The sequence below is a fragment of the Georgenia subflava genome (assembly GCF_009193155.1).
In the GTDB taxonomy this organism is placed as follows: domain Bacteria; phylum Actinomycetota; class Actinomycetes; order Actinomycetales; family Actinomycetaceae; genus Georgenia; species Georgenia subflava.
This window is the reverse complement of sequence record NZ_VUKD01000003.1, coordinates 566,266-583,647: the sequence shown is the minus strand read 5'-3', so window position 1 is coordinate 583,647 and position 17,382 is coordinate 566,266. Positions and strand designations below refer to the sequence as shown.

The window sequence follows — 17,382 nt, the reverse complement described above, 5'->3', positions numbered from 1 at the left end:
GCGAGCCTCCGCCCCAGGCACCTCGTGCGCCTCAGGCTGCCGGTGCTCGACGCGCACCGCAAGACGGCGGCGCCGGTGGGCATGCGCGGCCGCCGCGGTGACGGCGCGTGTTCTCGGCGCGAAAGGTCCAGTCGTGCACCTCGACTCGTGGCGGCCAGGCGATCGTGCCCGACGACTCCATCCGGTGCTGTCCGGTGGAGCGCGAGAACCTCCCAGGCGTCTTAGGCTCGGGGGCATGCCGCTCGACCACCTCGGCATCAACGTCCCCGACGTGGCGCCCGCCCGCCGCTACTACGACGCGCTGATGCCGCTGGTCGGCTTCGAGCCGTTCGTCGCCGGAGAGGACTGGTTCTCCTACGCCCCGGCCCGCGGAGACGGGACCCAGCTGTTCTTCTACACCGCCCAGGAGGTGGGGTCCTACTCCCGGCGCCTGCCGGGCCTGCAGCACCTGTGCTTCCGGGTCGGCTCCCGCCAGGAGGTCGAGGCCGCGCACGCGTGGGCGCACGAACGAGGCGACGAGATCCTGCACGCGCCGCGGACCTTCCCGGAGTACCACCCGGACCACTACGCCACGTACTGGCTCGACCCCCACGGCTTCAAGCTCGAGGTCGTCTCCTTCGAGCACGTGGGCTGACCGGGTCAGGCGGAGGTGACGATCAGGGCGACGTTGTGCCCGCCGAAGCCGAAGGCGTTGTTGACCGCGGCGATCTGACCCGAGGGGAGCTCGCGCGGGTCGTCGCGCACCAGGTCGATGGTGATGCCGTCCTGGAGGTCGACCACGTTGATGGTCGGCGGAGCGGTCCGCTCGCGCACCGCGAGCACCGTCAGCACGGTCTCGAGCGCGCCGGCGCCGCCGAGCAGGTGCCCGGTCATGGACTTCGTCGCCGAGACGGCGGTGTCGTCGCCGACCACGCGGCCGATGGCGGCGGCCTCGACCCCGTCGCCCGCAGGCGTGGAGGTGGCGTGGGCGTTGACGTGCACCACGTCAGAGCCGGTGAGCCCGGCATCTGCTAGCGCGTCGCGCATGGCCCGCTCCTGCCCGGCGCCGGAGGGGTCGGGCGGGGCGATGTCGAACGCGTCGGCGGTCATGCCGACGCCGGCGACCACCGCGTGCACCCGGGCCCCGCGCGCGGCAGCGTGCTCGGCGGACTCCAGCACGACGATGCCGGCGCCCTCGCCCATGACGAAACCGTCGCGGGCGACGTCGTACGGGCGCGAGGCGCCCTCGGGGTCGTCGTTGCGGGTGGACAGCGCCTGCATCTTGGCGAAGGCGGCGAGCGGCAGCGGGTGGATGGCCGCCTCGGTCCCGCCGGCGATGACGATGTCCGCACGACCGCTACGGATCATCTCGACCCCGTAGCCGATGGCCTCCGCACCCGAGGCGCAGGCCGAGATCGGGGCGTGCGCTCCGGCCTTGGCCCCGAACTTCACCGAGACGTTCGCCGCGGGGGAGTTGGCCATGAGCATCGGCACCGTCAGCGGCATGACGCGGCGCGCCCCCTTGTCCTTGACGACGTCCCACGCGTCGAGGATGGTCCAGACGCCGCCGATGCCGGAGCCGACCACGGCGCCGAGGCGCTCACCGTCCACCTCGGGGCTGCCCGCGTCCTCCCACGCCTCACGGGCGGCGACGACCGCGTACTGCGCCGAGGGGTCCATCTTGCGGGTCTCGGGACGCGACAGGACCGTCTCAGGGGACACGGCGAGCTGGCCGGCGAAGTTCACCGGGATCTCGTAGCGCTCGGCCCAGTCGTTGTCCAGGGTGCGCACGCCGGACCGGCCGGCGAGGATCGCCTCCCAGGTGGAGGCGACGTCACCGCCGACGGGGTTCGTGGTGCCCAGACCGGTGATGACGACGGTGGGCTGTGCCATGAGGTGCTCCAGGGGCTCGGGCCGGGGGTCCGGCGTCGATGTCGGTCAGGGCGAGGTGCCGCGGCTCTGGTGCGGCGCGGGCTGTGCGGACGCAGCAGGCTGTGCGGACGCAGCAGGCTGTGCGGGCGCAGCGGGCTGTGCGGGCGCGGTGCGCGCCGCGGCGGGGGTGCACCGCGTGGGTGCACCCCCGGCCGGATCAGGCCTGCTGCGCGCTGTTGATGTAGTTGACCGCGTCCTGGACGGTCTTGAGGTTGCCGACCTCCTCGTCGGGGATGCGGACCTCGAACTTCTCCTCGGCCAGCGTCGCGATCGTCATCATCGACAGGGAGTCGACGTCGAGGTCGTCGGTGAAGGACTTCTCGGCGGTGACGGAGTCGGTGGGCAGGCCCGTCTCCTCGTTGACGATCTCGGCCAGGCCGGCAAGGATCTCCTGCTCGCTGAAAGCCATGGGTGTTCTCCGTTTCGTTGGGTCCTGCATTGTCGGTTGACAGTCTGGTGGGGTCGACGTCCGAGTGCCACGCAGGCACGCGGGCCGGGCTCGGCCCAGGGTTACGGCAGTACGACGACCTGCGCGGCGTAGGCCAGGCCCGCGCCGAAGCCGATCTGCAGCGCGACGTCGCCGCTCTTGGCGTGGCCCTCGCGCAGCAGGCGCTCGGTCGCCAGTGGGATGGACGCCGCCGAGGTGTTGCCGGTCTCGGCGATGTCCCGGGCCACCACGACGTCGTCGCGCAGCCCGAGCTTCTTGACCATGTGGTCGATGATGCGCATGTTCGCCTGGTGGGGGAGGAACACGTCGATGTCCTCCGGGCGCAGGCCCGCGGCCTCGATGGCCTGCTCGGCCACCGGGGTCATCTGGAAGACCGCCCACTTGTACACGGACGGACCCTCCTGGCGCAGGGTCGGCCACTCGACCTCGGCGCCTGGCTCGGCGTTGCGGTAGTCCAGCCAGGAGTGGGTCTGGCGGATCATCGTGGCGGCCGAGCCGTCCGAGCCCCACACCGTGCGGCCGATGCCCGGCTCGTCGGTGGGGCCGACGACGGCGGCACCTGCGCCGTCGCCGAGGAGGAAGCTGATGGAGCGGTCGGTGGGGTCGATGAAGTCGGACATCTTCTCCACGCCGATCACGAGCACGTGGCGGGCGGTGCCCGCGCGCACGAGGGCGTCGGCCTGGGCGATGCCGTAGGCGTACCCGGCGCAGGCGGCGGAGATGTCGTAGGCGGCGGCAGGCGTGGCGCCGATGCGGTCCGCGACCACGGCGGCGAGAGACGGGGTCTGCTCGAACCAGGTGACCGTCGAGACCATCACGGCCTCGATGTCCGAGCCCTGCAGGCCGGCTGCCTCCAGCGCGGCGCGCGCGGCACCCTCGGCGAGGTCGACGACGGACACGTCCTCGCCGGCACGCCGGCGCGAGACGATCCCGGTGCGCTGCCGGATCCACTCGTCGGAGGAGTCGATCGGGCCGACGATGTCGTCGTTCACCACCACCTGCTCACCGCGGACGCCGCCGACCCCCAGGATTCCGGCGTGCTGGACGGGTTGCGCGGCGCGCAGGGCGGTACGGGTCATCGGGTTCCTCCGTGGCGGGTCATGAGCTCGCGTGCTGCGGGCAGGTCGTCCGGGCTCTTCAGGGCCACGGTCTCCACACCGGGCAGCGTACGGCGTGCGAGCCCGGTGAGGACTCCGCCGGGGCACAGCTCGACCACGCCGGTGACGCCGAGCGCGAGGAGCTGCTCGCAGCACAGGTCCCAGCGCACCGGGTTGGCGACCTGGGTGACGAGCCGGGCGAGGGCGTCCGCACCGGAGGCGACGACGGCGCCGTCGGCGTTGGAAAGCAGCGGCACGGCCGGGTCCGCCGGCGCGATCTTGGCGGCCGCGCCGCGCACATGCTCGACGGCGGGGGCCATGTGCTCGGTGTGGAACGCCCCGGCGACCTGCAGCGGGATGACCCGGGCACGGGCGGGCGGCTCGTCGGCAAGCGCCTGGAGCTGCTCGGTAGTGCCGGCGGCCACGACCTGGCCGCCGCCGTTGACGTTCGCCGCCGTCAGTCCGTGGCGTGCGATCGCCTCGTCGACCTCCTCCGGGCGGCCGCCGACGACGGCGGTCATGCCCGTGGGGCGGGCAGCGGCCGCCTCGGCCATGGCGCGCCCGCGCTCACGGACCAGGACCAGGGCCTGGTCGTCGGTGAGCACCCCGGCCACCGCACTGGCGGCGAGCTCGCCGACGGAGTGTCCCGCCGTGACGTCGGCCGCGGGGACGGGCCCGTCGAGGGAGAGTGCGTGCAGACTGAGCAACGACGCGGCGACGAGGAGCGGCTGTGCCACCCGGGTGTCCCGGATGGTCTCGGCGTCGGCGGTGGTGCCGAGGGCGAGAAGGTCGAGCTCGGTGACGGCGGCGTAGTTCTCGAGGCGGTCGCGCAGGCCGGGGAGCTCGAGCCAGGCCGAGAGCATGCCGGGGGTCTGGGCGCCCTGTCCAGGGCAGAGGAGGGCTAGCACCTCTCAACAATGCCAACCGTGGGCGTTCCGCCCTCGGCCACGACGCCTACACAGTCACGTCCGGGCGTTTGTGGGGTTCCCACAATCGGGTGAGCCACGTCTCCTCTACAGCCCGCTGTGCCCGGCGGAGCTGCCCGCGAGCCGCCCGACGGCGAGGGCGACCTGGAGGACGAACCCCTCGCGGGCGTCGGTAGGGTCCCAGCCGACGAGCTGGCCGATGCGCCGCAGCCGGTACCGCACGGTGTTCGGGTGGACGTACAGCGCGCGGGCGGCGCCCTCGAGGGAGCGGCCCTGGGCGAGGTACTCCTCCAGGGTCTGCACCAGCGGTGCACCGCCCGCGACGAGCGGCTTGTAGAGCTCCTCGATGAGGGTGCGGCGGGCGAGCGGGTCGCCGTTGAGCATGCGCTCGGGCAGCAGCTCGTCGGCGGCGACGGGGCGTGGTGCGCCGGGCCAGGCCCGCACGGCCAGGAGCGCGGCGAGCGCGGCACGGGCCGAGCGGCCGGCGTCCCCGACCTCGCGCACCTCCGGACCCAGCACGACCGGGCCCGGGTCGAAGCGCGGCAGGAGCGAGACGGCGGCCTCGCGCAGGTCGCCCTCGCCACCGAGGACGACGACCACGCGCTCGCCCTGGATCCCCACCAGGGCGTCCGCGGCCGCACGACGGCAGGCCCGGCGCAGGTCGGCCGTGCGTCGCTCGTCCATGTCGGTGGGCGACTGGCCGACCATCACCAGCGTGGACCCGCGCCCGGACCAACCGAGGGCAGCGATCCGCGAGCGCAGGGACTCGTCGCCGCCGCGCACGAGCGAGTCCACCACCAGCGCCTCGAGCCGCGCGTCCCAGGCACCGCGCGTCTCTGCGGCGCGGGCGTAGATCTCGGCGGCGGAGAAGGCGACCTCGCGCGAGTAGACGAGCACCGCCTCGCGCAGGTCGCGCTGCTGCCCGGGCTCGGCGAGCTGCACGGCGTTGTCCTCCACCACCTCGACGACGATCCGCACGAGCTGGAGGGTGTGCTGCAGCGAGATGGAGCGGGTGAGCTCGGGCGGGGCGGCGCGGAAGATCTCCTGGGCGTTGTAGGAGCCGGCGCGGGGCTCCTCGTACCAGCTGATAAACGCGGCGATCCCGGCCTGAGCCACCAGGCCGATCCACGAGCGGTCCTCCGCCGCGAGGGAGCGGTACCAGTCCAGCTCGGCGTCCAGACGCCGCATCGCCGCCGAGGTGAGCATGTCCGACCCGCCCCGGAGGCGGCGCACGACGTCGGAGCTGCCCACCTCGCGACCGGTCCGCTCGCTGGCTGTCATGGGGGTGAGCATAGGTCAGGACCGGGACGGTTCTTGTCAGATGCCTACAAAGGCGAGGAGCCGGCGGACGCACGTCCCCGTGGGCGCCGGGCTCGTGCGGATCATCGTGGCAGCACCGCGCCGCGGCCGCCGCGTGGGCGTGCGGGAGCGCTGGCGCGGCGCAGAGCCGCCCCTGTCAGCGGACCAGTGTCACCCGGCGGCGTGCGCCGCCACCGGATAAGGTCGGGCACATGTCGTTGATCGCACGCCTTCGCTCCCTGCTCTCGCGCAAGAAGCCGGTCACGCGCGTCGGTACCCGCCGCCCGTCAGCCGCCGCTCCGGCCGCCGACGCACCTCGGGAGGACGCGCTGCGTGCGCAGCTCATCGACGACCCGAACAACATCGAGGCCTTCGCCGCCCTGGCGGAGCTGGTCCGCCGACGCGCCGCCGGGGTCGGCCCGGCCGACCCGCTGACCGCCGACCAGCGGCCGGCGGACCAGGCCCGCGCCGAGGATCTCGCGGTGTGGTCCCTCGCCGAGGAGATCGCCGGCAACCCGAGGTCCTGGTACGCGCTGGTCGAGCTGGGCCGCCTCTCTCTCGAGGACGACCACGAGGGTGCCATGCGTCGCCTGGCGGGCGCCTGCGAGCGGGAGCACACCGGCCTCGCCGTCGCCGAGAGCGTACGGATGCTGCGCGAGGCCGGCATGCCCGGCGAGGCCCTCGGCCTGGGTGTGGGCCACTGGGCGCCCCAGGACCACGTCGTCGAGGCCGGTCGTCAGGTGGTGCTCGCCGCACTCGAGGCCGGGCGCCCCTTCGACGCCCGCCGTCACCTCAACGCCCTCTCCGAGGCGCCCGACCGCGCGGCGGCCGAGGCCGTCGTGGCCGAGCTCGAGCCGGCCGTCGCGGCCGGGGAGGCGACGCCCGCCCCCTGAGTCGCCCCAGCGGCGCCGCCCACCCGTGCGCAGCCGTCGAGGCGAAGCCACCCTTGAGACGCGCCCCCGTGGCGACGCCCACCCTGTGAGCCCGTACCGAGCGCGCCCGACACCACCCCAATACCGAGAGACCCACGCCGTGGGCTCCGGCGAGTGACACGTCGCGCACCCTCTCGGACGCCAAGAAGCCACCGAAAGGTGTCGCTCGGCGCATCAGCCATGCCGAGTGACACGTTCGCGTCGAGGATCCCGCTGGCGAACGGTGCGGAACGTGTCAGTCGGCGACGCTGGAACCGGCCCGGTCGTCGATTGACACGTTCGCGTCCATGATCCCGCCCGTGAACGGTGCGCAACGTGCCAGTCGGCGGCGCTGGAGCCCGCCCGGTCGTCGAGTGACACGTTCGCGTCCATAATCCCGCTCGCGAACGGTGCACAACGTGCCAGTCGGCGGCGGTGTGGTGGGTGGGTTGTGTGTGTCGACGGGGGTGCGGTTGCGTCGGGTGGAGGCTCGGCGTCGGGCTGGTGCGAAACGGTGTCCGTGGAACGCACGACGCCCCGCCGTCCTCTCGGACGGCGGGGCGCTGTGCGGTCAGGCGGCGACGGTCAGGAGTCGCCGCCCGCCGTGCCGGACTCACCGGCGTGGACGTTGAACAGGTCGTACTTCTCGATGGCCTGGCGCGGCACGTCCTTGTCGATCTCGCCACGGTCGGCCAGCGCCTGCAGGGCCCGGACCACCATGGAGTGCGAGTCGATGAGCAGCTGGCGGCGGGCCGCCGGTCGCGTGTCGGAGTAGCCGAAGCCGTCAGCACCGAGGGTGTAGTAGTCGCCCGGGACCCACTGCCGGATCGAGTCCTGCACCTGGTGCTCGTAGTCGCTGGTGGCCACGTACGGGCCGCCGGCGTCGCGGAGCTTGGTGGTGACGTAGGCCTCCTGGCGCTCCTCCTGCGGGTACAGGAAGTTGTGGCGCTCGGCGGCCAGACCGTCCTTGCGGAGCTCGTACCAGCTGGTCACCGACCAGACGCCGGCCCGCACGCCCCAGTCCTCGGCGAGCAGCTCGCGGGCGTGCAGCGCCCACGGCACCCCGACGCCGGAAGCGAGCAGCTGGGCGCGCGGACCGTCGCCCTCGGGCTCGGCGACCCGGTAGATGCCCTTGATGATGCCGTCGACGTCGACGTTCTCCGGCTCGGCCGGCTGCGTCATCGGCTCGTTGTAGACCGTCAGGTAGTACATGACGTTCTGGTCGCGGGAGTCCTCGCCGTACATCCGCTGCAGACCGTCCTTGACGATGTGGCGGATCTCGTAGGCGTAGGCCGGGTCGTAGTGCACGAACGCGGGGTTGGTGGAGGCGAGCACGGGGGAATGCCCGTCCATGTGCTGGGTGCCCTCACCGGCGAGCGTCGTGCGTCCGGCCGTGGCCCCGATGACGAACCCGCGGGCCAGCTGGTCGCCGGCCGCCCAGAACTGGTCGCCGGTGCGCTGGAAGCCGAACATCGAGTAGAAGATGTACACCGGGATCATCGGCTCGTGGTGCACCGCGTACGAGGTGCCCACCACCTGCATCGCCGCGGCCGAGCCGGCCTCGTTGATGCCCGTGTGCAGGATCTGCCCCTGCTCGGACTCCTTGTAGCTGAGCATCAGGTCGTGGTCCACCGAGGTGTAGTTCTGCCCCTTGGTGTTGAAGATCTTCGCCGTCGGGAAGATCGAGTCCAGACCGAAGGTGCGCGCCTCGTCGGGGATGATCGGCACGAACCGCCGGCCGATCTCCTTGTCCTTCATGAGCTCCTTGAGCAGGCGGACGAACGCCATGGTGGTGGCGATCTCCTGCTTGCCCGAGCCCTTGGCCAGGATCTCGTAGGGCTTGTCGCCCGGGAGCGTCAGCGTCTGCGGCTCGGTGATCCGCTCGGGGACGAACCCGCCGAGCGCCTTGCGCCGCTCGAGCATGTACTGCAGCGTCTCGTCGGAGGGGTCCGGGCGGTAGTACGGCGCGTTGTAGGGGTCCTCGAGCTGCTCGTCGGAGATCGGGATGCGCAGCGCGTCACGGAGCATCTTCAGGTCCGTGGTCTTCATCTTCTTCATCTGGTGCGTGGAGTTGCGCCCGGCGAAGCTCGGACCCAGCCCGTAGCCCTTGACGGTGTGCGCCAGGATGACCGTCGGCTGACCGGTGTGGGCGGTCGCCGCCTTGTACGCCGCGTAGATCTTGCGGTAATCGTGCCCGCCGCGCTTGAGCGCCCAGATCTCGTCGTCGCTCATGTTCTTCACGAGCTCCTTGGTGCGCGGGTCGCGACCGAAGAAGTGCTCGCGCACGTAGGCGCCGTCGTTGGCCTTGTAGGTCTGGTAGTCACCGTCGAGCGTCTCGTTCATGAGGTTGACGAGCGCCCGGTCCTTGTCCGCGTTGAGCAGGGCGTCCCACTCGCGGCCCCAGATGACCTTGATGACGTTCCAGCCGGCCCCGCGGAACTGGGCCTCGAGCTCCTGGATGATCTTGCCGTTGCCGCGCACCGGGCCGTCGAGGCGCTGCAGGTTGCAGTTGACCACGAAGGTGAGGTTGTCCAGGTTCTGCTGGGCGGCCTGCTGCAGCATGCCGCGCGACTCCGGCTCGTCCATCTCGCCGTCGCCGAGGAACGCCCACACGTGCTGCTCGGAGGTGTCCTTGATCCCGCGCTCGTGCAGGTAGCGGTTGACCCACGCCTGGTAGATGGCCTGGGCGGGCCCGAGGCCCATCGAGACGGTGGGGAACTCCCAGAAGTCGGGCATCCGGCGCGGGTGCGGGTAGGACGGCAGCCCCCGGCCGCCCTCCGGGTGGGAGTACTCCTGACGGAACCCGTCCAGGTCCGTCTCGGACAGCCGGCCCTCGAGGTAGGCGCGGGCGTAGTTACCGGGGGAGGCGTGCCCCTGGAAGAAGACCTGGTCGCCGCCGCCGGGGTGCTGCTTGCCCCGGAAGAAGTGGTTCAGGCCCACCTCGTACAGGGTCGCGAGCGAGGCGTAGGAGGAGATGTGGCCGCCGACGGAGATCTCCGGGCGCTGGGCGCGCGTGACCATGACGGCCGCGTTCCAGCGGATCCAGCCGCGGTACTTGCGCTCGACCGCCTCGTCGCCGGGGAAGTAGGGCTCCTCGTGCACACCGATGGTGTTCACGTAGGGCGTCGTGATCGGGTTCGGGATCGACACCGACCGCTCACGAGCGCGCTTGAGCATGTTGAGGAGGATGTACCTCGTGCGCGGACCGCCGCGCTCGTCGATGAGGCCGTCCAGGGACTCCAGCCACTCCTGGGTCTCCTCGGCATCGATGTCCTTCACCTGGCTGAGGAGTCCGTTGATCAGCGGCGAGGACTCGTCTCGTGAACTCACGCGTTCCCTCTTTCGATTCGTGGCGTCGACTGTGACGACGCTGGGCTCTGGCGCACATTCAGACTAGGACCATTGTCGTCCCTTGACCCACCAGCAGGCGAACCTTGGCCCGCTGCTGGCACTGTGATACTGCCGACAGCCACATCCCGGCCGATCGCGGCCGGTGTTGCGCGCTTGCGCGCGGGGCTCGCACTACGGTGAGGTTGGGCACACACGCCGCTGCCGGATCACCGGGCGGCCGAGCACGGGTGGCAGCGAGCCACCCAGGGAAAGGTAGGACACACGTGGCAGGCAGCGCGGGCGCGGGAGCCGGCACCAGGTTCGGCTTCACCACCGGGCAGGTGATCCAGGAGTTCGGCTACGACGACGACGTCGACGACGACGTGCGGGGCGCCGTCGAGGAGGCCACCGGTGCCGAGCTGGTGGACGAGGACTACGGGGACGTCTGCGACGGGACGCTGATCTGGTGGCGCGCGGACGACGGCGAGCAGGAGGACCTCACGGACCTGCTCGTCGACGCACAGCAGAACCTCGACGACGGTGGCCTCATCTGGGTGCTGTCGCCGAAGCCGGGCCGGCCGGGACACGTGCGCCCCGGCGACATCGAGGAGGCCGTGCGGACCGCCGGCATGAACGCCACCTCGGCGGTCTCCGCGGGCGAGACGTGGTCCGGCATCCGGATCGCCGTCCGCAGCAGGGGCCGCTGAGTGCCGACGCTCACCCTCGCCGTCGGGCAGCAGGCCCCCGACTTCGAGCTGCCCGACACCCACGGCACCCCGGTCCGGCTGTCCGCGCTGCGCGGCGGGCCGGTCGTCGTGGTGTTCTTCCCGTTCGTGTTCTCCGGGATCTGCACCACCGAGCTGTGCGAGCTGCGCGACAACATCGCCGACTTCGCAGCCCACGGCGCCCGCCTGCTCGCCATCTCCACCGACGCCATGTTCGCCCAGCGCGCCTGGGCCGAGTCCGAGGGCTTCGGCTTCGACCTGCTCTCGGACTTCTGGCCCCACGGCGAGGTCGCCCGGAGCTGGGGCGTGCTGGACGAGAGCAACGGCCACGCGCTGCGCGGCAGCTTCCTGGTCGACGCCGACGGGGTGGTCCGCTGGGCGGTCGTCAACCCGCGGGGCGTGGCCCGTGACCTGGACGCCTACCGCGAGGCCCTGACCGCACTCGCCGACCGGTGACGCGCCGCGCGGCGCGCCACCGGTCGTGCGACCTGCTCTACGCTGTGCGGGCGCACGACGTGCGCAGGGGCCTGTAGCTCAGTTGGTCAGAGCGCCGCGTTTACACCGCGGAGGTCGTCGGTTCGAGACCGGCCGGGCCCACCAGAACGTCGATCGTTTCGCACGATCCCCGCGTGCACGGACGTCTCGCACGAGCGCCGCGTGGACGGACCTGCGCAGGGTCGGACCGGCTCAGGCCTCGCCGCTCCGTCTTGGACGGCGCCACAGGAGGACGACCGCGACGAGCCCGGCCACGCAGGGCAGCATGCCCGCCCAGCCGAGGAGCGGCGGCAGGCCGGTGTCGCCGGAGGTGTCGCGGACGAGCAGGTTGAACAGTGCGACGCTCGTGCCGAGGGTGAACATCCCGGCCGCCGCCCAGCGTGCCCACCGCCTGCCGGTGCGCGCCGCCCAGATCGAGCCGAGCCACCCGGCGACGCCGAGCGCCCCGAGGACGGACAGGTAGATCACGTAGGTCATGGCCGCCGTGTCGATGCGCGCCTGGCTGTACGAGGGATAGCCAGCACGGATGTGACCCGCCAGCACGTCGGAGCTGGCCTGGTCGAGGTAGACGACGAGCGTCGCGACGACGGCGAGCGCCAGGCCGACGTACATCGCCCCGACGGCCGAACGGGGATAGTGGGTTGCAGTCATGCGGTGGCAGTCCTCTCTTGTGGTCCGCGACTTATCGAATGCGTTCCGAAAGTAACCGCCGTCCGCGGGGTCGGTCAACGGGATTCGTCGTGCCGGGGGTCCCTCGCGCCGCGGGCGGAGCAGGGAATGATGGGGACGTGTCCAGATCGAACGCCTCGCCCGGCCGCACCGGCCGGCCGCCGACCACCTCCCGCGCACAGATCCTGAGCGCGGCCAGGCAGATCATCGACAGGGACGGCTGGGACAAGCTGACCGTCCGGCGGATCGCCGGCGAGCTCGGCGTCGGGACGACGACGCTGTACCACCACGTGCGTGACCGCGAGGACCTCCTGATCCAGCTGCTGAACGACCACGTCGAGCAGACGGTGCACCCCGATCTGCCGAGCGCGCCCAGGGACCGCATCGTCGCAGCGGCGACCGCGATCCACGACGCCCTCGCCGCGTGGCCGTGGGCGGCGGAGGTTCTGACTGTGGACGGCTTCCTCGGCCGCCTCGACGAGCCGGCCCTCCGGGTCGTGGAGAGCATCGTGGGCGGCGCTGTCGAGCACGGGTGCACGCCGGAGCAGGCGGTCGATGTGTTCCGCGACGTCTGGTACTACACGGTCGGTGAGATCCTCGTACGCGCGCGGTCCAGGCGCACCAGCGCCCGGGTCGTGCCCGTCGACCGTGACGGCTTCTTCGTCGGCGGGATCGACGCGGTCCGGCTCCCGCACCTCGCCGCGATCGGGGACCGGTGGCCGGAGCTGGCAGCGCGTGACACCTATCCGGACGGCCTGGCGGCCCTCGTCGACGGCCTGCTCGCCCGGGCGGTGCCGGCGGCTCACCCGGCACCGTGACGCGGCACGAGGGGCAGACCACGCCGTAGGCTCGCGGACATGGCTGACCTGACCCTGGGCGACGTGATCGGCCTGCTCGAGGAGCACTACCCGCCGGGGACGGCCGAGGACTGGGACGCCGTCGGGCTGGTGGCCGGAGACCCCTCCGCCCCGGTGCGCACGGTGCTGCTCGCCGTCGACCCGGCACCCGAGGTCGTCGCCGAGGCGCTGGACCGGGGCGCCGACCTCCTCCTGACGCACCACCCGCTGTACCTGCGCGGCACGTCCTCCGTCGCGGCGACGACTCCCAAGGGTAGGGCGGTGCACTCGCTGATCACCGGCGGGTGCGGCCTCTACACCGCGCACACCAACGCCGACGCCGCCGTCGACGGTGTCGCGCACGCGCTGGCGGACCTCCTCGACCTCCAGGACGTGCGCCCGATCGACCCGCTGCCGGCGCCGGCCCTGGACACCCTCGTGACCTTCGTGCCGCGCGAGAGCACGACGACGCTCCTCGACGCGCTCGCGGCGGCCGGTGCGGGCCGGCTGGGGGACTACGAGCGCGCCGCCTTCACCTCCCCGGGCACCGGGACGTTCCGCCCGCTGCCCGGCGCCGACCCGACCATCGGCGCCGTCGGCACGGTCGAGGAGGTCGCCGAGGACCGCCTCGAGGTCGTGCTGCCGCGCGAGCGCCGGGACGCGGTGCTCGCCGCGCTACGGTCCGCCCACCCCTACGAGGAGCCGGCGCTGACGCTGATCGAGCAGCCCCGCTCCGACTCCGCCGTCGGGACCGGCCGGATCGGGCGGCTGCCCCGACCGCTCACGCTGCGGGACTTCGCCGACCGCGTGGCCGCGGTGCTGCCGCGCACCCCCCAGGGGCTGCGCGTGGGCGGCGACCTGTCCGCCGACGTCAGCACCGTGGCGGTGTGCGGTGGCGCCGGCGACTCGCTGCTGGCGCGGGTGCGCTCGCTCGGCGCCGACGTCTACCTCACCGCCGACCTGCGCCACCACCCGGCGGCGGAGCACCTGGACGGCGGGCGCCCCTACCTGGTGGACGCCACGCACTGGGCCAGCGAGTGGCCCTGGCTGCCCCGGGCGGCAGAGGTGCTGCGTTCCGGCGCGGCCGCGCGCGGCGCTAGGTTGGACCTGCACGTCTCGACGCTCGTCACCGACCCGTGGGACCTGCACCTCGGACAAGAGAACAGCAGCGAGCCGCCGACCACCGAAGGAGCACGCCAGTGACCACAGCCCCCGTGGAGGACCAGCGCCGGCTGCTCGACCTCCAGGCCCTCGACACCCGCATCGCCAAGCTCGCGCACCAGCGCCGCACCCTGCCCGTCCTGGCCACCCTCGCCGAGCTCGACGGGCGCGCCGAGGACCTGCACCGTGCTCAGGTCGAGGCCCGCACCGTCGCCGCGGACACCCGCCGCGAGCTCACCAAGGCCGAGAGCGACGTCGAGCAGGTGCGGTCCCGGGCGGCGCGCCACCAGAAGCAGCTCGACTCCGGGCAGGGGCTCTCCCGCGAGCTCGTCGCGCTCCAGAACGAGCTCGGCCAGCTCGCCGAGCGCCAGGGCGTGCTCGAGGAGATCGAGCTGGAGATCATGGAGCGGATGGAGACCGCGGAGGCACGCGTCGCCGAGCTGGACGCCCAGGAGAAGGCGCTGTCCGCCGACGTCGAGCGCCACACGGCCGAGCGGGACGCCGCGTTCGCCGACCTCGACGCCGAGGCCGAGAAGGTCGCCGCGGAGCGGGCGGAGGTCGCCGGCCGGATCGACGGCGACCTGCTGGACCTCTACGAGTACGCCCGCTCGCGCACCGGCGGCCTGGGGGTGGTGGGGCTGCACGGGCACCGCAGCGAGGGCGCCCAGATCGACTTCTCGCTCAGCGAGCTCGCCGCGATCGACGCAGCCGCTCCCGAGGAGGTCCTGCTGTCCGAGGAGCACGGCTACATCCTGGTGCGCCTGGACGAGCAGTGACGGCGACCGGCGACGGGCCGGCTCAGCCCGGGCTGTTCGACCTCGGACCGGAGGAGCCGCCGGCGCCGGACGGGCAGGCGTCGGTCGACGTGCCGGCCGCGCCCGGGCGCCGTCTCGTCGTCGAGACCGACGGCGGTGCGCGCGGCAACCCCGGGCCCGGCGGCTACGGCGCGGTGGTCCGCGACGCCGAGTCCGGCGAGGTGCTCGCCGAGCGCGCGGCCTTCCTCGGGGTGGTCTCCAACAACGTCGCCGAGTACTCGGGCCTCGTCCACGGGCTCCGGGCCGCCGCGGAGATCGACACGGCCGCGGTGGTCGAGGTCCGCGCCGACTCCAAGCTCGTCGTCGAGCAGATGAGCGGCCGCTGGAAGATCAAGCACGCCGAGCTGGCGGCCCTCGCCGAGCAGGCGCGCCAGGCCCTGCCGCCGGGCCAGGTGCGCTACACGTGGGTGCCGCGGGCGCAGAACACCGCCGCCGACGCCCTCGCGAACGCCGTGATGGACTCCGGCGGGACGATCGCCCGTGACCACACCGAGGACCGCGTCCCGTCGTCGGCCGTCAGCGGTCCAGGCCGCGCCGGCCGTGCGGACGGGCAGCAAGCGGGCTGGTCCGGTGCGCACGACGACGCCGAGGAGGCTGCCGCCGCCGAGGCCAACGCCCCGCGCTCCTCCGGCACCCCGCTGCCCCGGCACGACGGCGAGCCGGTGACCGTGGTGCTCGTCCGGCACGGCGTGACCGCCCACACCGAGTCGGGCAGGTACTCCGGCGGGGACACCCCGGGACCGCCGCTCAGCGAGCTCGGCCGACGCCAGGTCCGCGGCGCCGCGGCGATCGTGCGCCGCGTGGGGACCGACCTGTGGCCCGACCTGCCGACGCCGTCGCAGCTGGTCGCCTCACCGATGGTGCGCACCCGCGAGACGGCCGCGGCGCTGGGCGAGCCGCTCGGGCTGACAGCCGGCACGGAGGCGCGGCTGGCCGAGTGCCGCTTCGGCTCGTGGGACACCCTCACGGTCCCGGAGATCGAGGCCGGCTGGCCCGGACAGCTGCTGTCGTGGGCGACGGACCCCGACCACCGGCCGCCCGGTGGGGAGTCGATGGCGGACGTCGGCGTCCGGGTCGGTGCCGTGGTGCGCCGGCTCGCCGCCGACCGGCGGGGGAGCACGGTCGTCGTGGCCGCGCACACCGTCGTGATCCGTGCCGCCGTCGGTCTCGTGGGGCAGCTGCCCGCGGCGCACTGGTCGAGCGTGCGCATCCCGCCCGCCTCGGTCACGATCGTGCGGGTCTGGCCCCAGGCCGGCGCGGACGGCCACCTGGTGGGGGATCTGACGGTGGTCGCCTGCCCCGCCGAGCTCGGCGCCTGAGAGCTACGCCCGTTCGACGAGGGTGAGGGTGCGCCGCCCGCGGACGCCGTCGAGCTCGACGGCGTGCACGGCACCGACCACGGTGGACGCCGTGTCGATCATCTCCTCGGCCGCAGCGGCGAGCTCCTCCGCCGTGCGCGGGGGAGTGCCCGCCCGCACCAGCAGGTGGTGGGTCAGGACCCCACGGGCGTGCTTGGCGTTGTGGGAGACCACCTGACGGCGCCCCCCGGACTCGCGGACCACCTGCACCTGCACGTGTTCCGCACCGGCAGGCGGGCGCCAGGCCGCGGCGTAGGTCGCCGACCGGCAGTCCACGACGACGTCTCCGGCCGCCTGCTCGTCGAGGACGTCCGGCAGGTGCCGGCGCCAGAACGTCGACAGCTTGCCCGTGCCCGGCAGGTCGACGCCCATTGACAGCCGGTAGGCGGGCACGCGGTCGGCGGGACCCAGGACGCCCCAGAGGCCCGAGAAGATCCGTACGCTGCGGTTCGCACGCCGTCGGGCGGTGCCGGTCAACCCTGCGAGGCCGGCGGCCGTGTAGAGCACCCCGGTGTAGACCTTCGCCGCCGGCGCGGCGGGCGCCGAGAGCAGCGCTGTGTTGCGCCGGACCTCGTCGGCGACGGCGGCGCCCACCCCGAGGACATCCGGGGCGTCCGGGCGGGCCGAGAGCTCGCTGACGTGGCCGAGCACCTGCTCCCGCGCACCGGTCAGCGCCGAGGCGGACAGGGCGCTGAGATCGACGGGTGCGCCCCGCGTGGGCGCGGTCTTGCCCTCCGAGGGCGGCAGCAGCAGAAGCACCCCGGGATGGTAGCCGCGGGTCGCGGAGCGTCGTCGCGCCGTCCGACCCGTGGTGCCGACCGGCTGGTGGCTCGAGCGGGCCGAGGGTTCGAGCGAGTCGACCATTGGTCGAGGAGTGGCCGGGCGGTTCGAGCGGACGCGCTGGTGGTCGAGCTCGTGGTCGGTCACCATCGGCGTGCCGGTAGACTCGGCGGCGCGGATGAGTCGGCCAGGCGGTCGCGTCACTCCGGCTCCGGCCGGGGTGCCGAGGAACGTCCGGGCTCCGTAGGGCGGGGTGGTGGGTAACGCCCACCCGGGGTGACCCGCGGGACAGTGCCACAGAAAGCAGACCGCCCTCCTGGTCCGCCAGGAGGGTAAGGGTGAAACGGTGGTGTAAGAGACCACCAGCACGGCGGGTGACCGTCGTGGCTAGGTAAACCCCACCCGGAGCAAGACCAGACAGCAGGCGTTCGAGGGTTGCCCGCCCGAGCCTGCGGGTAGGTCGCTGGAGGCGTGCGGCAACGCACGTCGTAGATGGATGGCCGCCACCGCGGTGCCTGGCACCGCGGGACAGAACCCGGCGTACCGGCCGACTCATCCGCCCTGCGTCGGCCCCCGTCCGCCCGCTGGCGTCAGCCTCTGACGTGGCTCAGGCTGCGGGTG

16 protein-coding genes, 1 tRNA gene and 1 other RNA gene are annotated in these 17,382 nt (G+C 73.0%); 10 read left to right on the top strand and 8 right to left on the bottom strand.

What is annotated here, in order from left to right:
• The first annotated feature begins 235 nt into the window (after positions 1–235).
• Positions 236–634 carry a VOC family protein gene (locus GD748_RS12650; protein ID WP_152195531.1) on the top strand — a complete coding sequence of 133 codons (399 nt, stop codon included), beginning with the start codon at positions 236–238 and terminating at the stop codon, positions 632–634.
• Between the two features lie 5 nt (positions 635–639).
• On the opposite strand, the gene GD748_RS12645 is transcribed toward GD748_RS12650, so the two are convergent.
• The 5 genes from GD748_RS12645 to GD748_RS12620 form a co-directional block, all read right to left on the bottom strand.
• On the bottom strand, positions 640–1,872 hold the full coding sequence (locus GD748_RS12645) for a beta-ketoacyl-[acyl-carrier-protein] synthase family protein (protein ID WP_152195530.1): 1,233 nt from the start codon (positions 1,870–1,872) through the stop codon (positions 640–642).
• Between the two features lie 196 nt (positions 1,873–2,068).
• Entirely contained in the window at positions 2,069–2,320 is a 252-nt protein-coding gene (locus GD748_RS12635; RefSeq protein ID WP_152195529.1) for an acyl carrier protein, read from the bottom strand.
• 101 nt (positions 2,321–2,421) lie between these two features.
• Positions 2,422–3,438, bottom strand: coding sequence for a beta-ketoacyl-ACP synthase III (locus GD748_RS12630; RefSeq protein WP_152195528.1), 1,017 nt, complete (start codon positions 3,436–3,438; stop codon positions 2,422–2,424).
• The gene (locus GD748_RS12625; RefSeq protein WP_152195527.1) at positions 3,435–4,364 is read right to left on the bottom strand and encodes an ACP S-malonyltransferase; all 930 of its coding nucleotides are present in this window, start codon (positions 4,362–4,364) and stop codon (positions 3,435–3,437) included. The genes GD748_RS12630 and GD748_RS12625 overlap by 4 nt, the downstream gene beginning before the upstream one ends.
• 105 nt (positions 4,365–4,469) lie before the next feature.
• Positions 4,470–5,663 carry a PucR family transcriptional regulator gene (locus GD748_RS12620; RefSeq protein ID WP_319593316.1) on the bottom strand — a complete coding sequence of 398 codons (1,194 nt, stop codon included), beginning with the start codon at positions 5,661–5,663 and terminating at the stop codon, positions 4,470–4,472.
• 230 nt (positions 5,664–5,893) lie between these two features.
• Between GD748_RS12620 and GD748_RS19535 the strand changes: the two genes are divergently transcribed.
• Positions 5,894–6,574 (top strand): hypothetical protein, encoded by a 681-nt coding sequence (locus GD748_RS19535; protein ID WP_193312932.1) that lies wholly within the window; start codon positions 5,894–5,896, stop codon positions 6,572–6,574.
• 603 nt (positions 6,575–7,177) lie between these two features.
• Here the strand turns inward: GD748_RS19535 and aceE are convergent.
• Positions 7,178–9,922 (bottom strand): pyruvate dehydrogenase (acetyl-transferring), homodimeric type, encoded by a 2,745-nt coding sequence (gene aceE / locus GD748_RS12610; protein WP_152195525.1) that lies wholly within the window; start codon positions 9,920–9,922, stop codon positions 7,178–7,180.
• Positions 9,923–10,206: 284 nt separating this feature from the next.
• Between aceE and GD748_RS12605 the strand changes: the two genes are divergently transcribed.
• From GD748_RS12605 to GD748_RS12595, 3 genes are all read left to right on the top strand, one after another.
• Entirely contained in the window at positions 10,207–10,629 is a 423-nt protein-coding gene (locus GD748_RS12605) for a DUF3052 domain-containing protein (RefSeq protein ID WP_152195524.1), read from the top strand.
• On the top strand, positions 10,630–11,103 hold the full coding sequence (locus GD748_RS12600) for a peroxiredoxin (protein WP_152195523.1): 474 nt from the start codon (positions 10,630–10,632) through the stop codon (positions 11,101–11,103).
• A 67-nt stretch (positions 11,104–11,170) separates the two neighbouring features.
• A tRNA-Val gene (locus GD748_RS12595) sits at positions 11,171–11,247 on the top strand.
• An 87-nt stretch (positions 11,248–11,334) separates the two neighbouring features.
• Here GD748_RS12595 and GD748_RS19530 read toward each other — a convergent pair.
• Positions 11,335–11,793 (bottom strand): hypothetical protein, encoded by a 459-nt coding sequence (locus GD748_RS19530; protein ID WP_193312931.1) that lies wholly within the window; start codon positions 11,791–11,793, stop codon positions 11,335–11,337.
• A 137-nt stretch (positions 11,794–11,930) separates the two neighbouring features.
• On the opposite strand from GD748_RS19530, the gene GD748_RS12585 reads away from it, so the two are divergent.
• The 4 genes from GD748_RS12585 to GD748_RS12570 are packed head-to-tail and all read left to right on the top strand — an operon-like array spanning position 11,931 to position 15,942.
• Entirely contained in the window at positions 11,931–12,629 is a 699-nt protein-coding gene (locus GD748_RS12585; protein WP_226921276.1) for a TetR/AcrR family transcriptional regulator, read from the top strand.
• 39 nt (positions 12,630–12,668) lie between these two features.
• Positions 12,669–13,850, top strand: a complete 1,182-nt coding sequence (locus tag GD748_RS12580) for a Nif3-like dinuclear metal center hexameric protein (protein WP_152195521.1) — start codon at positions 12,669–12,671, stop codon at positions 13,848–13,850.
• The gene (locus GD748_RS12575) at positions 13,847–14,584 is read left to right on the top strand and encodes a zinc ribbon domain-containing protein (RefSeq protein ID WP_152195520.1); all 738 of its coding nucleotides are present in this window, start codon (positions 13,847–13,849) and stop codon (positions 14,582–14,584) included. The genes GD748_RS12580 and GD748_RS12575 overlap by 4 nt, the downstream gene beginning before the upstream one ends.
• A complete protein-coding gene (locus GD748_RS12570; RefSeq protein WP_226921275.1) occupies positions 14,581–15,942 on the top strand; it encodes a bifunctional RNase H/acid phosphatase in 1,362 nt (453 codons plus the stop codon). The genes GD748_RS12575 and GD748_RS12570 overlap by 4 nt, the downstream gene beginning before the upstream one ends.
• A 3-nt stretch (positions 15,943–15,945) precedes the next feature.
• On the opposite strand, the gene GD748_RS12565 is transcribed toward GD748_RS12570, so the two are convergent.
• Positions 15,946–16,740, bottom strand: coding sequence for a YaaA family protein (locus tag GD748_RS12565; RefSeq protein WP_152195519.1), 795 nt, complete (start codon positions 16,738–16,740; stop codon positions 15,946–15,948).
• Between the two features lie 200 nt (positions 16,741–16,940).
• Here GD748_RS12565 and rnpB point away from each other — a divergent pair.
• Positions 16,941–17,320, top strand: an RNA gene (rnpB, locus tag GD748_RS12560) — RNase P RNA component class A.
• The last annotated feature ends 62 nt before the right edge of the window (positions 17,321–17,382 follow it).

Excerpts from the sequence above, each read along its gene's own strand:
- GD748_RS12650 (WP_152195531.1), top strand. The coding sequence starts at position 236 with ATGCCGCTCGACCACCTCGGCATCAACGTCCCCGACGTGGCGCCCGCC.
- GD748_RS12645 (WP_152195530.1), bottom strand. The coding sequence starts at position 1,872 with ATGGCACAGCCCACCGTCGTCATCACCGGTCTGGGCACCACGAACCCC.
- GD748_RS12635 (WP_152195529.1), bottom strand. The coding sequence starts at position 2,320 with ATGGCTTTCAGCGAGCAGGAGATCCTTGCCGGCCTGGCCGAGATCGTC.
- GD748_RS12630 (WP_152195528.1), bottom strand. The coding sequence starts at position 3,438 with ATGACCCGTACCGCCCTGCGCGCCGCGCAACCCGTCCAGCACGCCGGA.
- GD748_RS12620 (WP_319593316.1), bottom strand. The coding sequence starts at position 5,663 with ATGACAGCCAGCGAGCGGACCGGTCGCGAGGTGGGCAGCTCCGACGTC.
- GD748_RS19535 (WP_193312932.1), top strand. The coding sequence starts at position 5,894 with ATGTCGTTGATCGCACGCCTTCGCTCCCTGCTCTCGCGCAAGAAGCCG.
- GD748_RS19530 (WP_193312931.1), bottom strand. The coding sequence starts at position 11,793 with ATGACTGCAACCCACTATCCCCGTTCGGCCGTCGGGGCGATGTACGTC.
- GD748_RS12580 (WP_152195521.1), top strand. The coding sequence starts at position 12,669 with ATGGCTGACCTGACCCTGGGCGACGTGATCGGCCTGCTCGAGGAGCAC.